We start from the raw sequence: 14,416 nt of genomic DNA, 5'->3' as shown, positions 1-14,416 counted from the left end.
GCACGCTTTTTGATCAGTTCTGGATTAGCAAGTTCTGCCGGATCATCTGAACCTCAGCGTCACTGATTCCCAGAACATCACGACGATAGGCTTCGAATGAACCGTGTTTGTCGGTGATGGTCTGCAGCGATGCATGGATCTGCTCGGGATGGGCCCCAAATGCGGGTTGGAGCGATTGCGGACCTTTGCCAACCAACTGTTCCAATTCGTCGAAAGTATAGAGATTTGTGGTCAGGTAATCGCGCATCACATCCTGCTCGGAATAGCCCAGCGTCAGCAGAGTGACCGCCGCCAGATATCCGGTCCGGTCTTTGCCTCCGGCACAGTGAAAAAGCAGTGGGAAGTTCTGATCATCGGTCAGCAGATGCAGGAAACGTGAGACCTGCGGATCGAACTTGGTCGCAAAATCACGGTAGCGATCGATCCGTACCTGCGGCAGGTCTACGTTATGATCATCCAGTAATTGATCAATTTCGTCGAACTTGCCATCGAACCACAAGGGACGGATCTGCGTTGCAACTTCGACCGGCATGATCTTGGCTATGTCAGCGGGATCAGAGCCGATTGGCAGATTGACATCAAAACTGACCGTATCAAGCCGCGTGTTAGGGTGGGTTTCCAGCTCTTCATGCGAACGCAGGTCGACTATGGTTTCAATACCAATGGCGGTCAGTTCTGATACTGCGCTCTCGGACAACTCATCCAGTTGATCCGAACGAAATAGCAGATTTGGTTTGATCCCGTTGTCGGGTGTGGTCAGCTGCCGAAAATTCCCAAGCCCTTCAACGGGATGTGTCACGGGAATGGTCTCGCACTCGGCCGGAACATCAATATCCAGCGAAGTCTGACATGCCGGCGATTGTGCAGCAGCCATGTGCCCGGGGGTAAGCAGGCTCAGTGTTCCTGCACCCATGACCAGAAGAGGGAGCGTTCTCATTTGTGTTGTCCTCACAGCAAAGCCGATTCTTTCCGCGCCCTTTAACCAGACTGATATGTGATATAGAAAGTTAAACTCTATCGTAATTTCTGATGGAGTTTTCAATGTCTGATATCGATCAGCTTCGTGCGTTTGTTGCTGCTGCCGACTGTGGCTCATTCTCTGCCGCAGCACGTAATCTGGGCAAGGCTCAGTCCGTTATCAGCACGACGATCTCAAATCTCGAAATTGACCTGAATCTGCCGCTCTTTGATCGAGAAGGCTATCGGCCGGTTTTGACCGAGCAGGGCATCTCGGTGCTGCGACATGCCAGAACAGTGCTGGAAAGCGTTGACGCCTTGCGTGGTCAGGCAGAAGCGCTGAACGGTGCGATGGAGCCTAGTTTTTCACTTTATGTCGAGGATGGGTTGCTGGTCGAACGGGTCAGAAGCTTAATTGGGGAACTGTCCGAGACCTTTCCCGTGATCGAGTTGAGCATCGAACAGCAACCAAGGGACATGATCCTGAATGCGTTCGAGAGTGGCGAGGCCAATGGCGCATTTGTAACTCAGGCACTGGAAGGGGAACGACATTATCAAAGCCGCGGCATCGGGTTTCAAAGGATTGTTCCGGTTTGTCGTGCTGATCACCCTCTGGCAGCTAAGAAACGTGTCAGCCGAAGTGATTTGGCCTGTTACCGGCAGATCGTGGAAGGGTGGCCATCGTCAAGCAAACGACACTTCAGCCCGGATGTCTGGGTGTCCGTAAATCCGGATATTCGCAAGCAGTTGGTGAGCGATGGTCTCGGCTGGGCCGAGCTCCCGGTTACTACGGTCGAGCGTGATGTGTTGGATGGCGAACTAAAGGTGATTGACTATGCGTTTGCGCAGAATGCGATCCTGAAAACCGTTGATTTTCTGACCTCAAATCCTTCGGTGGATGGTCCTGTCATGAGATGGGCAATTGAACAGATCAGCAGTTGGGATCAGCGCGCCTGGATAGGTGATCATCAGGTTGGCAGAAGATAGCTGAGACCCCCCGACTCAGCAAGCGGTCTGCAAGAGAACACCCGCTGGTCACCAATCATCCCATGTGACCGGTTCAACCGGTCAGCCACGCCTTCCCGATCTGAACAGGTAAATGAACACAAAGAGCGACCCGATCGATGTTGTCACGATACCCACGGGCAGTTCCTGTGGTGCCAGCAGAAGTCTGGACAGAATGTCTGAGAGGGTCAGCAGCACGGCTCCTACAAGCGCCGCCGTTATCAACAGGTTCTTGTGAAGTGGCCCGGCAATACCGCGTGCAATGTGCGGGACCATAAGGCCGACGAACCCGATCACGCCCGCCACAGATACAAACGCTGCCGTCGCCAAAGCTGCTGCAAAGAACAGTCTGTATCGCAGTCCTTTGACAGGTATGCCCAGAGTCGAAGCGGTGAAGTCTCCGGTCAGCAGCGCATCCAGCCATCGGCTGCGGTAGAGTGCATAGGCTAGGATCAGGCCAAGCCCTGCAAGGACAAGAGGGAAGGTTTCCCACCGCGCCAATCCAAGCCCGCCCAGCATCCAGAAAATCACGGAATGGGCTGCTCGGTTGTCGCCGGCAAAGATCAGATAGTTGGTAATTGCCGAGAACAGGAATGAGACCGAAAGCCCGGCAAGGATCAGTTTTTCCGGTGCACTTGTGCGTAAGCTCTGCACCAAAGCCAGAACAACCCCGGATGCGATGAGACCACCGCAAAAGGCTGCAAGCGGCAAGGTCCAGATGCCCAGAACATCGCCGGTAACGGTGATAACCAGAACTGCACCTGCGGCAGCGCCAGAGGACAGGCCGAACAGGAACGGGTCGGCAAGATCGTTTCGGGTGGTGGTCTGAAGCACGACCCCGACAACACCAAGGCCCGCGCCGATGACAGCAGCAAAAAGAGCGCGTGGTAAACGCAGGTCGAACACGATCCGATGCAGCGGGGACATGTCGCCTTCGCTGATGCCAGTGCCAAGCGAAATGGCGGTCAGGACGTCCGCAACAGGGATCGGCGTGGTGCCATAGATTGTCGACACCAGCAAAAGGGCGACCAGAACGGCCGCCCCCAGCAGTGTTGTCCGGCCCAACGGGCCCATTCAGTTGATCTCGGCGTGCATTTCGCGCGCCATTTTCTCGATCGCTTCGATGTTTGCCGGTCCAGGTGTCAGCTCTTCGTAGCGCAGACCGATCCAGCGTTCATTCTTGACTGCGTCGGTCTGGGACATCACGGGGTGCTCCTGCAGGAATTTGAAGGTATCCGCAGCGCCGTTGCCGGTCTGGTAGTCCAGCAGAACCAGGAATTCAGGGTTCGTGGCGGCGACGGCCTCCCACGAGGTGCGGCCCCAGCTGGTGTCCAGATCATGGGTTACGTTTTCGCCACCAGCGGCAGTGATCATCGCGTCAGGGATTGCGAACTTGCCCGCGGTAAAAGGCGCATCAGCCGGACCATCCAGCAGGAAGACGCGGGGTTTCGCCAGATCTGCGGTTTTGGCTTCGATGGCAGACAGCTGGCCTTTCCAGCCATCGACCAGTGCTTCGGCCTTGTCCTCAACATGCATGACTTTGCCCAGACGCAGAACGTCATCGAACAACAGGTCCATGCTGGCTTCAGGCCGGTCCTTGTTCAGATGCACGCAGCTTTCGGTCAGGACCATGGTCTTGATACCAAAGGGGGCCAGCGTGTCCGGAGTGACTTCGCCGCCGGGCTTCATGCCATAGTACCACCCGGCAAAGAAAAGATCGGGTTCTACTGCTACCAGATTTTCGACAGTGGGGTATTTCGGCGCCAGTTCGGGGATGTCACCGCGCAGCGTATCGAATTCCGGGCTGGTCTTGTACCATCCAGTGATGCCAGTCAGGCCGACGATCTTGTCCTGCAGGCCAAGCGCAAAGGCCATGTCGGTCATGTTCATGTCGTGCACGACCAGCCGTTCGGGCGTTGAGTCAAAAACAAGCGGTTCGCCGCAATTGTCTACGGTGACCTCATGTGCGGCCGCACTGGTGGCGAGGCCGGTGATCAGCGCCACGGGCCAGAGTTTCAGGTTCATGGAAAGCTCCTGTCAGTTTGTAAGCTTGGTTTTTCGGATGTCGAGTGCGGGGATCACCCGGTCTTCGTGTTGAAAACACAGGTATTCGACGCCAAAGGTTTCGCGCACGCGCTGTGGCGTCAGGATGTTGCTGACTGGTCCAAAACCCGTCAGTCGGGTGGATTTCATCAACGCAACATGGGTGGCGAACTCAGGGATCATGACCAGATCGTGGACGATCATGACCACGGTGATACCAAGATCGGCGACCAGCGAGAGCATGCGCCCCTTGGCATCGGGATCCAGATGGTTGGTGGGTTCGTCCAGAAACAGCAGCGACGGGTTTTGGGCCAAAGCGCGCGCAATATGAGCGCGCTGACGCTCGCCTCCTGATAGGGTCGACATCTGCTTGCCTGCCAGATGATGCAGCTCGGTCAGGTCAAATATCCTGTCCAATGCCTGTTTATGTTCATCTGCAGATCGGTCGCCTTTGATGGGAATCTGCCCCAAGGCTACGTAATCTCTCAGTCGTAACCGTCCATCGGGCAGTTCCTGCTGGCTTACAACAGCGATGGTCCGGGCGCGGTCCTGAGGCGATAGCGATCGCAGGCTTTGACCGCGTATCAGTACATCCCCAAGCGCGATGGTTTCGACACCACATAGCAGGTTCAGCAGGGTGGTTTTGCCCGCGCCGTTCGGGCCTGCGATGGCCAGTACTGATCCCTCGTCCAGATCAAAGGACACACCCTGCAGCAGCACATCACCGTTCAATGCATAGTACTCGAGATTTTCGGCAACCAGAAATGTCATGCCTGACCTCCAGACAAGATGCGCGGCATGCGCGACAAGGTTTTGGTGTAAAGGGCAGGGGGTCTGTCCGTGGCATTGGTCCAGCCGTCGGCGCTGTCCTGATATTGCCAGGCAAACGCGGCCAGCGCTTCAATGTCCTGCGCTGAACTAATGCGACCGAACAGGTATTGCGCTTTGTCCGCAGCCTGAAAGCCAACGGTCGTAGGATGTGAACAGCCAGCCATGCAGGAAACCCCTCGGATTGCGAAGCAGGACGGAAGCTTGTCCGCAATCGCCGTTCGAAGCGCATCGGCACTGTCCGAGCCCTGACAGGTCTCGCAAATCAACAGGAAATGATCAGAGTTTTCAGGCATTACGCGCTCCACTTACTGACAATCCGGGTGATAAGCAATGTAATAACGTAACAAGTAATTTATTACAGCTCGGATTTGCGATGCTGTGCCACTGCCGGTTTTGAAAATACAAAGCGAAGAGTTTATTTGCTTCCGGCATGGTCCGCTCCACTTGTTGCCAAGTGCGGACAGAAGGTGCCGTATATGTACACACGCAGATTACGCGCCATCAAAGCCTCCTTCCAGGACGCCCCGCCCCGGGTTGGTTAAACATCTGATGGCAGGTCTCCTGACTTGCGGGTCGATGCTTGGCCAACCTTCCCGGCCTTTGGGCCAGTGGTCTTTTGGCTTCGCTCTCCGCCTACAGTTGCGGGGGCAGTCACGGCATTGGTACGCAGAACGCACCGCACCGTATTCCCATTTTCATCCCTCGGACAAACCGCCGGGAACCATCTCGTGTCAGCTAGTCTGGTGTCGATAGCGTTGTCAAGCGCCAGCTGAAGGCTTGGTCAACGCAGGGATAGGTTTTTACTTCACGACCCGAAGCATCGGCCGGCGGGTGGTGTCGCCGCGTCGGTCGCTACCGGTCGGAAAGCGATTGGCAAGCGTCAGACCAGCCTGAATCAGATGGGGATCCGGATAGCCGCCTGTAACAAGGTTGACGGCATCGCGCGCTTCGGGCGTGTTGTCGCGCCGCATGTGATGCAGCATCTTCATCAGCGCAAGCTCATCGCATGTCAGTGACCCACGCTGTTCAAGGCAAAGCGGGTCGTTGAAGGCCAGCCCCGCCGGGCGGCAATGCAATGTGACCTTGACGATTTTATAGATCAGATGCGCGATGTTCAGGCCCTGATCAACGCCCCAGCGTTCGATGGCCGTGGAATAGGCGTGTTGCCACGATTGCGTATCGGGATCGGCAAAACTGAGGATGAAGTGTCGCATAACAGGCAACAGTCCCAGCTCAAAATCATCGAAGTCTGGTCTGCCCGCAGCTGGTCTGTCGCCGTTTGATCCATAGACTGAAAAGCTCATGCGCGCTTCCTTTCAGAATTTGGGGAATGCGCCGACAGGCTGAGCACGTTTTCCGGCAGCTCATCTGCGGTCAGTTCTGTTTGTGGGCGGGGTGCGGTGGCATGTGCAGGGAACCGCAGGTCGGCTTCGATGGCCTCGCGGAGTTTCGGTTTCAATGCACATCCATGTCGGCTGGCAACAGCATCCATGGCCAGCAGGTCAGCAAGCGATTTTGTCATTATCTGGTTGTCTCTTGGTCAGCGTCGGGCAGGGCGGTGACCGGGCGTGAATCCAGAGAATCTGACTAGGTCGGTGCTTAACTGACAAAAATAGTCGGAAAAAGCAATAAGGAAAAGACGGACCGGTTGCGACGGCCCGTCTTCCGGCGGGAAAACCCGCCTTCCAAGGCGAAAGCCAACCCTGCGAACCTGGGTCAGCTAACTGATGGGGTTATCAGCCGCCGTTGGAATTCGCGAGCGCAGGCTGGGCAAAGTCATTCGCTTCAGGGGTCAGATCCTGCGCGCCGGTGCCCGGCATCAGTTCGAAGCCAAGATCGAACTGATCGAGTGTCGAAGCCAGTTGTGCCACGATCTCGGTATCGCCTTCAGATTTGGCGGTGCCATCTGCCAGCATGTCGGTCAGCTTACGTTCGCCGGTCATGACCTTTTCTAGATCAGCGCGGTTCAGACTGATCGACAGGTCGGCGTTTTCCGCAGTCTGGTCAACGATATGGGTCAGGGTGGCGTTGCTCATTTCAACCACAATGTTTTCATCGCGATCCGGAATCGACAGGTTGATGGTGAACTCCATGTCGGCCGCTTTTTCGCTGTTGACGCGGATGCCGAGAAAATCCAGCCACATGGTGGTCTGCATCGCCTTGATCGTGTCCGGACCGGTGGTCTCGATGGTGGCGCCCTGCGGGATACCGTTGCGCAGTTCATAGGCCGCGCCCAGGAATGAGTTGCGAACCGACGGGCTTTCCTTTTGGTACCCGATCTGCTCGAACGCGTCGGCAAGCAGGTCTTTGGCAGCCTGGTTCTGCGGTTCGGCATAAACCAGTTTGTTGAGGATCTCGGTCGCCTCCAAATACTTGCCGGCATCGACCAGTTCTTGCCCTTTCGCCATGATCGGTTCGGCCCCGCCCATCATCTCGACAAACAACGGAGCGCTGTCTTCGGGCGAAAGCGGTGTCAGCGTGGTCGGGTTAGCATCCCAATACCCCAGGTATCGGTTGATAACCGCACGGCTGTTATGCTCGACGGAACCGTGATAGCTGCGCGCCGCCCATTGCTGCTGCAGGCTTTCCGGTACCTCATAGACATTGTGCACCTCATTGATGGTGACACCCTTGTTGGCGAGGTTCAGAACGCCGTTGTTGAGGTTGGCATAGGTATCGCGCTGCGCCCGCATCACTTCCTGAATGCGGTCATTGCCGAACCGTGGCCAGGAGTGAGAAGCAAACATCACCTCTGCCTCCTGGCCGAACTCGTACAACGCATCGTTGATGTGCTTAGACCAGCTCAGCGCATCGCGGACCAGTGCACCGCGCAGGGTGTAGATATTGTGGATCGTGCCGGTGATGTTTTCCGCCGCCCAGAAGGCCTTGAGGTCTGGGAAATAGGTGTTCATCTCGGCAGGGGCTTCGGTGCCGGGCGTGTTCTGGAAGATCATACGGACACCATCAATGGTGATCTCTTCATAATCGTCCGAGACATAGCGGGTTGGCTCGATCAGGCCGGTGGTCCCGGCCGAGATGTTCTTACCGATCGACTGATCCACGTGACCATAGGGGTTACGCGGCAGCAGCACGCCATATTGGAAGAACAGGCGGCGGTTCATCACGTTGCCTGCATAGACGTTCTCGGAAACCGCATGTTCCATGAAGCCAGCTGGCGCGATGACCTCGACTCCGTCTGCAACGTCTTCGTCAGTGATGACACCACGAACGCCGCCATAGTGGTCAGCATGCGAGTGTGAATAGACTACGGCCTTAACGGGAAGTTCGCCGACCGTGTCGTTTAGTAGTTTCAGCGCTGCTGCGGCTGTTTCTTTCGAAGCCAGCGGATCAAAGATGATCCAGCCAGTGTCGCCCCGAATGAACGAAATGTTGGACAGGTCGAAACCGCGGACCTGATAGATTTTGTCATCCAGAATCTCAAACAGACCATAGTTCATGTTCAGAATTGCCTGACGCTGAAGCGACGGGTGGATCGAGTCGAATTCCTGACCTTCCTCAAGCAGGAAGTCATAGCTGCCGATGTCCCAGGCAACGGTGCCGTCTTCGGTTTTGATCTGACGGTAGTCGGGGACGGCGATTAGACCCTTGCTGCTTTCTTCAAAGTCGCGCTGATCTTCGAACGGCAGAGAGTCACGCATCAACTCCTGAAATTCGACGGTGAAGCGCGAGGGCGCTTTGCCCTTGGGGTCAAAATGTTCCTGCGCGGTCGCGACGCTGGCAGTGAGGCCCAGCAGCGCGGTTGTCAGTACCAAAAAGTTTCGGCGTGCCATATTTGGAACGGCTCCTGTGGATGGTGGTGTCAGAATTCGTATGGGGCAGAAAAAGAATGGGCGTCGCCGCGCGTATATTCGGCATACGTAGATGCGTCGGTGGCGATGATGGCCGACATTCAGGCGCTCTCCTTGACCCCTTGAAGCTCGCCGAATTGGCAAACAGTCCGCCTGTCCTAGCCATCCGCATCGTTCCGTGAAGTGCGAACATGTTGCTACCTGTGAGGTAAACAGAGTAAGAGCCGTTGATCGCACACGGTAACTCACCGGTTTTAAAAGCTTTTAGTGTTGGGGCTCTGACGAGTGACAATTTCGGAACAGGACATCCGCGAACAGCTTTCGCGCTTACTGAAGCACCCGGATTTTGCCGCGACGCCGCAACGCCGGGCATTCCTGACCTATGTTGTCGATGAGTATTTGGCGGGGCGCGCGGATCAGATCAAAGGCGTTTCGATCGCCATGTCGGTCTTTGATCGCGACGCAAGTTTTGATCAGCAGGTCGATCCGGTTGTCCGGCTCGAGGCGCGCCGGTTGCGTCAGGATATTGACGGCTATTATGCGGGCCCGGGACGAAATGACCCGATCCGGCTGTCGATCCCAAAGGGTGGATATGCACCCCGATTTGAGCGTGTGGAAATCGTAGAACCCCATTCGCAGGATGATCCGAACACGAGCGTCGAACCCGAACAGCGTTTTCGCTGGCCATATCTGGTCGCAAGTTTCGGGCTGCTGCTCGGTTTGATATTGTTTGCGGTAGTTCAGATCACTCTGGCCACCGGGCGCGATCCAGAATTGCCCAACGGACCGGTCATCGCTGTTCTTCCCTTCACATCACCAGATGATGCTCAGGAAACGCTTGCAGATGGAATTACGCAGCAACTGACCACCGAATTGGTTCGGTTTCGCGATCTCTGGATATTGCCGCTGGGTACTGTCAGCCGGTATCGCCAGCAGGAGATGGACCCGCAACAATTGCGGGACGAGTTCGGGGCGGATTTCGCACTGGAAGGGTCAGTGTTGGAAACCGGAGATCAAGTCGCCCTGTCAGCACGTCTGATCGATTTGAATGAGGGGCGCTATTCCTGGGTGCGCTCCTACACGGTCGGGCAGTCCCCGGGCGAGATCTATGCGGCTCAGGATCAGATTGTTCGGGATGTGACTGGTCAGCTGGCCGGAAAGTATGGGTTGTTGACGCAGGACGCGATGCAAACCGCTGCACGCACGCCGCCGGGAAATCGCGATGCCTATGATTGCGTGCTGGATTACTACAGCTATCAGATCACCATCAATCTTGAGCGGCATGGCGACGTACTGGCCTGCATTCAAAATGCGGTGAAACAAGACCCCGGTTATGCCGAAGCCTGGGCTGTGTTGTCGAACCTTTATCTGCAGCAGATCCGGTTCAACCTCGGGGGGATCAAGCTGAAATTCTTGCGTCAGCGGATATGGCTGCGCGTAAAGCGATTCAGGCGGATCCCAATTTGGCCGCAGGTCATCTGATGTTGGCGAACATGCGATTTGTCACGGGTGATATCGAAGGGTTCAAACAGGCCGGTCAGGCAGCGGTTGCGCTCAATCCCAACGACGCGACTGTTCTGGCCCACTACGGGATGCGGCTGGCGTTTGGAGATGATTGGGTCGAGGGGCTGGCCATCGTTGATCGGGCCATTGCGCTGAACCCCGTACACCCACACTGGTATCATTTTCCGCGCGTGTTCTATCTGTTCGATCAAGGTGAGTACGAAGATGCTCTGACCGTACTCGACCGGATCGATATGCCCGGATTTTTCTGGACACATCTCTGGCGCGCGGCCCTGAGTGTCGAGGCCGGGGACCAGCAGCAAGCTAAGACTGCTTTGGACAGATTACTGGAACTGCAGCCGGACATCGCGGCCAAAGCACCTGACATTTTTTCGATCTGGCAGCTGGATGAACCATTCAAACGCAAGCTGATGGATAGCCTGAACAGCGCCGGATTGGGCAGCTGACCCTAGTAGTCCGCCACCAGCAGAAAATCGGGTTCGGCATCCTCTTCGATGTTGGCGAAACGAGGGATCGGAGCTTCGAACACGTTGTCGGTGCGGTCATCGTTGACGGTTGAAACTTCGCCGATCAGACAATCGCCCTGTTCCGCCCAAAAGGCGTGCCAGATACCGGGCATCAATGTCACGCTTTGACCGGGTTTCAGACGCAGATGCTCTCCGGGCTGGATGGTCACTGGGCAGGCATCACTTGGCACAACCACGGGATTGTCGCGATCGATCCCACCATTCGCGTCAGATGCGTAGATCTCCATTACGAGATCACCGCCACCACGGTTGATGATATCTTCGGCTTTGACGATGTGACGGTGCATGGGCGACAGCTGGTTTTCGCGCGAAATCAGCAGTTTTTCGGCATAAAGCATACCGCGGCCTTCGCTGAGGTCTTTCTCATCGCCGTTGCGCAGGGTGAACAGAAACAGACCCAGCTCGTCGAACTTTCCCTGCCCGTAATCCGTGATGTCCCAGCCAAGGCTGCGTTCGCGAATTCCGGCGGCCTGTTTGCTGCGCATCTGATCCGGCGACCAGTCTGCAAATGGCGGCAGGACTGCGCCAAAGGAGTGGATGAAAGCCTGTGCTTCGGCCTTGATGCGATTGATCTCGGATCGTTTCATTTCTGGTCTCGTCTTTATCTGAGCTCGTGCGCCCATGGCGGGTTTGCCCCGGCGCGAGATACGGTGATTGCGGCCACTTCGGCCCCAAGGGTAAGCGCGGCATTCAGGTCTGCCGGCTTCATAGACCGTAAACCTGCTTTGGTCAGATGGCCCGAGCGGTCCAGTTCGGCCAGAACGCCAGCGTTGAATGTGTCGCCGGCACCAACCGTGTCCACAACCTGAACCGCCTTTACAGAAACCGATGTTTCCGATCCATCGGCCAGATAACCTGATGCGCCTTCGCTGCCACGGGTGACGATAACCACCGCTGGTCCGGCCTGCAGCAATAGTGGAACTTTATCATTCAGGCTTTCAGGGCCGGGGATGATCCAGTCCAGATCTTCATCAGACACTTTCACGATGTCAGCTTGTGCGATCATGGCGTTCAGCCGGGTGCGATAGCGGGTTTGATCCTTGATGAAACCCGGTCGAATATTCGGGTCCAGCATGACAGCACGCTCTGACCCATGACGCTGCAGCAAGGACGCATAAGCATCGGCGCAGGGTTCACAGGCCAGACTAATCCCCCCAAAATAGAGCGCGGAGACCGCAGGCAATTGATCCGGCATATCATCAGGTCGCAGCATCCGCCCGGCGGTGTTTTCATCAACAAAATTATAGCGTGCCTGACCATCCTGTAGCTGCACAAACGCCAATGTCGTTGGCCGATCTGAGCGAATTACATGGCTCGTATCCACGTGGCTTGTCTGCAAAGCTTCGGCCAGTTGAGTGCCGAACATGTCCGTGGAAAGACCGGTCAGCATTCCGGCCGGAACACCCAAGCGCCCCAAAGCGATGGCAGTATTGAAGATGGCACCGCCCGAATGAGGCACAAAGCCTTGTTCGCCTGAAACCGTAGGTGCGGCGATCATGTCGATCAGGGCTTCACCGCAGCATAAGATCATGCCGGGCTCCTTTGATGCTAATGGGTTTCAGGTGACGAGTTTAGTGTGCGAGCGCATTTTTGCAGAAATTGTTAGCGCCAACAATGCCAAATTCGTCTTGCTCTGAAACGTAAAGGTTCATCGAACGCCTCAGATCATCGAACCGTCCGCCTGCGTTGAAGGCTGCCAGAAAGTCATCCTGAAACAGCCAGCGGTTTTTCTCAGCAACGCCGCCCACAAGAAACACACCCCCGGCGGGCACAAGTGCGACCGCAAGATCCCCCATGATCGCGCCAAGGTGGGTGGTAAACATATGTGCCGCCCGGACCGCATATTCATCCAATCCCTCTCGGGCATCGTGCAGAATATCCTTGGCATTTCGCAAGCTCTCTTTGGCCTCACCACCAGCTATTGCGACAGCCTGATACAGGATTGGCAGTCCGGTTCCGCTCAGGAACATTTCAGCCTCGAGTGTCAGGCTATCGTCAAAGAAACACTCCGGGGCGATCTGCCGGGCGGCTTCAAAGATCTCGACTTCATCACGATGCCGGGGGGAAAGCCCCATATGACCACCTTCGCCGGAAACGGTGTGATAGTGCCCTTCGGAATAGAGCAGCGCCCCGACCCCAAGCCCGGTGCCCGGGCCGACGACCAGTCGCGTGCCTTTGGGTGGGGTGGCTTCACCCTGCAAAACCTCGACATCCGCGGCGGTGATTTCTGCTACCGACCATGCAGCGGCGGTGAAGTCGTTGATGACGTAAGTATGTTGAGCGCCCGTTGCCTTGGCCAGTTCATCCTCTGACAAATCCAGATGGGCGTTGGTCAAGCGGATGGTTCCGTTCTTCACCGGTCCGGCCCCGGCAGCGACAACAGCGCGTGGATCGGTGCCAATCTCATCACGCAAATCATGTAGCGCTGCCAGCAAATCGGGCAGCTTTCCGGTCGGGTATTTCCGCAGGTCGGTAAGCTGGCCATTGGAGACAACGCCAAGCCTTGTATTGGTTCCGCCGATGTCGGCGACCAGGTTCCAGTGTTCATGCATGGCGCCCGCCGGCTGAGACAACGGCAGGGAAACGGGCTGTACTTTTGTGAGTACGGTTTTCAGGGTTTCAGGATCTGCCATCGGCCCAAGAAAGCAACCTTTGATCGGGTGGTTTTGCTTCACAGCTCCCAGCGTAGCGTTCAGATGTTGAGACAGGCTATCGGAGCGCTGACCCGTGGGACTCGTTGCATTGTTGTCGGTAAGATAGATCGGCAGATCACCTGTGTAATCCTTGCGGATTCTGGTCAGGACCTGTGACAGTGCACCGGAAGTGTCTTTGCCGTTATGTGTGGCCGTATCCGATGAGGTAGTCTGATTCTGAGCGCCAAAGGTCAGCCCATACCAATCAATCGGAGTACCAATCGTTTCCAGGTCGTTTTGCCAACCTGAAGGCAAATGTGGCTCCAACTCCTCCAACACAGTTTCGGGATAGGCCCTGAGGAACAAACCACCCAGAATGAAGCGCTGGTAGAAATCGTTGCTGAAAAGAGCAGTTGGTGCTGTTTCTGAAGGGTCAGCCGACGCATTGATCCAATCCAGATCGAACATGGCACCCAGATTGGACATGCCCAAACCGCGCATCGCCTGAACAGCGCACCCATGCGCCAGCAACACATGGTGCATGGTACGTGCAGTGGCGCGTATGTCGGGATGTCCGGACGGTTCGCAGCTTTCGATATGGCTGTGCAAACTGATGTGCCCAGGCTCGCCGATTGGGGCGACGCTGTACATACGATCCCCGATCCGGTCCATGATCACTTCGGTAAAATCAGCAAACCAGTTGGCAACATCTGGATTGCGCCAACCGCCAAGATCAGTGATGGCGAGTGGGAGATCGTGTTGAAAGAGCGTGGCGCATGGGCGTAATTCGCGCTCCAACAGCGCATCTGCCAGAAGGTCGTAGGAATCTAGCCCCGCTTGATTGATCCCGCCCTTGCCCTCGGGCAGCACCCGAGCCCAATCGATCGGGAACCGATAGCCATCAAACCCTATAGACTGAACCAGATCAAATTCCTGGGATTGGTGGCCCAAGCGATCGCCAGCTCTGTCAGAGATGCTCGGGACATGATGTTCAACCGAATTGGCAGAGGCGACCGCACCAAAGAGGAAATCTTTGGGAAAGTCAGTACGGGTGAGCTTCATGTTCGGAACCTGTTGGGGCTGGAAT

14 protein-coding genes and 1 riboswitch are annotated in these 14,416 nt (G+C 56.2%); of the genes, 3 read left to right on the top strand and 11 right to left on the bottom strand.

Annotation, left to right across the window (positions count from 1 at the left end; genetic code table 11):
- Nucleotides 1-13: 13 nt before the first annotated feature.
- Entirely contained in the window at nt 14-937 is a 924-nt protein-coding gene (locus ACR0CW_RS12005) for a tyrosine-protein phosphatase (RefSeq protein ID WP_480787959.1), read from the bottom strand.
- Nucleotides 938-1,041: 104 nt separating this feature from the next.
- Here ACR0CW_RS12005 and ACR0CW_RS12000 point away from each other — a divergent pair, with 104 nt between their 5' ends.
- Nucleotides 1,042-1,944, top strand: coding sequence for a LysR family transcriptional regulator (locus ACR0CW_RS12000; protein ID WP_480787958.1), 903 nt, complete (start codon nt 1,042-1,044; stop codon nt 1,942-1,944).
- Between the two features lie 81 nt (nt 1,945-2,025).
- Here the strand turns inward: ACR0CW_RS12000 and ACR0CW_RS11995 are convergent, their stop codons facing one another.
- The 7 genes from ACR0CW_RS11995 to ACR0CW_RS11965 form a co-directional block, all read right to left on the bottom strand.
- Nucleotides 2,026-3,036, bottom strand: coding sequence for a FecCD family ABC transporter permease (locus ACR0CW_RS11995; protein WP_155148497.1), 1,011 nt, complete (start codon nt 3,034-3,036; stop codon nt 2,026-2,028).
- Nucleotides 3,037-3,987 (bottom strand): ABC transporter substrate-binding protein, encoded by a 951-nt coding sequence (locus ACR0CW_RS11990; protein ID WP_196223531.1) that lies wholly within the window; start codon nt 3,985-3,987, stop codon nt 3,037-3,039.
- Between the two features lie 12 nt (nt 3,988-3,999).
- Nucleotides 4,000-4,776 (bottom strand): ABC transporter ATP-binding protein, encoded by a 777-nt coding sequence (locus ACR0CW_RS11985; protein ID WP_170333510.1) that lies wholly within the window; start codon nt 4,774-4,776, stop codon nt 4,000-4,002.
- Nucleotides 4,773-5,129, bottom strand: a complete 357-nt coding sequence (locus tag ACR0CW_RS11980) for a DUF1636 family protein (protein ID WP_480787957.1) — start codon at nt 5,127-5,129, stop codon at nt 4,773-4,775. The genes ACR0CW_RS11985 and ACR0CW_RS11980 overlap by 4 nt, the downstream gene beginning before the upstream one ends.
- 241 nt (nt 5,130-5,370) lie before the next feature.
- Nucleotides 5,371-5,577: riboswitch (cobalamin riboswitch) on the bottom strand.
- A 59-nt stretch (nt 5,578-5,636) separates the two neighbouring features.
- Nucleotides 5,637-6,140: a hypothetical protein gene (locus ACR0CW_RS11975; protein WP_480787956.1), complete on the bottom strand. Its 504-nt coding sequence runs from the start codon at nt 6,138-6,140 to the stop codon at nt 5,637-5,639.
- A complete protein-coding gene (locus ACR0CW_RS11970) occupies nt 6,137-6,358 on the bottom strand; it encodes a hypothetical protein (protein ID WP_480787955.1) in 222 nt (73 codons plus the stop codon). The genes ACR0CW_RS11975 and ACR0CW_RS11970 overlap by 4 nt, the downstream gene beginning before the upstream one ends.
- Nucleotides 6,359-6,572: 214 nt before the next feature.
- Nucleotides 6,573-8,627 carry an alkyl/aryl-sulfatase gene (locus ACR0CW_RS11965; RefSeq protein WP_480787954.1) on the bottom strand — a complete coding sequence of 685 codons (2,055 nt, stop codon included), beginning with the start codon at nt 8,625-8,627 and terminating at the stop codon, nt 6,573-6,575.
- Nucleotides 8,628-8,930: 303 nt separating this feature from the next.
- On the opposite strand from ACR0CW_RS11965, the gene ACR0CW_RS11960 reads away from it, so the two are divergent.
- Nucleotides 8,931-10,127: a hypothetical protein gene (locus tag ACR0CW_RS11960; RefSeq protein ID WP_480787953.1), complete on the top strand. Its 1,197-nt coding sequence runs from the start codon at nt 8,931-8,933 to the stop codon at nt 10,125-10,127.
- Nucleotides 10,073-10,615 (top strand): tetratricopeptide repeat protein, encoded by a 543-nt coding sequence (locus tag ACR0CW_RS11955; RefSeq protein ID WP_480787952.1) that lies wholly within the window; start codon nt 10,073-10,075, stop codon nt 10,613-10,615. The genes ACR0CW_RS11960 and ACR0CW_RS11955 overlap by 55 nt, the downstream gene beginning before the upstream one ends.
- Nucleotides 10,616-10,617: 2 nt before the next feature.
- On the opposite strand, the gene ACR0CW_RS11950 is transcribed toward ACR0CW_RS11955, so the two are convergent.
- Genes ACR0CW_RS11950 through ACR0CW_RS11940 form a run of 3 tightly spaced genes read right to left on the bottom strand, consistent with a single transcriptional unit; the run spans nt 10,618 to nt 14,391 of the window.
- Nucleotides 10,618-11,283, bottom strand: coding sequence for a D-lyxose/D-mannose family sugar isomerase (locus ACR0CW_RS11950; protein WP_480787951.1), 666 nt, complete (start codon nt 11,281-11,283; stop codon nt 10,618-10,620).
- A gap of 14 nt (nt 11,284-11,297) precedes the next feature.
- Complete coding sequence (locus ACR0CW_RS11945; protein ID WP_480787950.1) at nt 11,298-12,227, bottom strand: carbohydrate kinase family protein; 930 nt, start codon at nt 12,225-12,227, stop codon at nt 11,298-11,300.
- Between the two features lie 40 nt (nt 12,228-12,267).
- Nucleotides 12,268-14,391, bottom strand: coding sequence for a family 1 glycosylhydrolase (locus tag ACR0CW_RS11940; RefSeq protein ID WP_480787949.1), 2,124 nt, complete (start codon nt 14,389-14,391; stop codon nt 12,268-12,270).
- Nucleotides 14,392-14,416 lie beyond the last annotated feature (25 nt).

Source organism: Ruegeria sp. CH6, assembly GCF_056537005.1.
The sequence above is the reverse complement of the archived record's forward strand: the minus strand, read 5'-3'. Positions and strand labels throughout refer to the sequence as shown.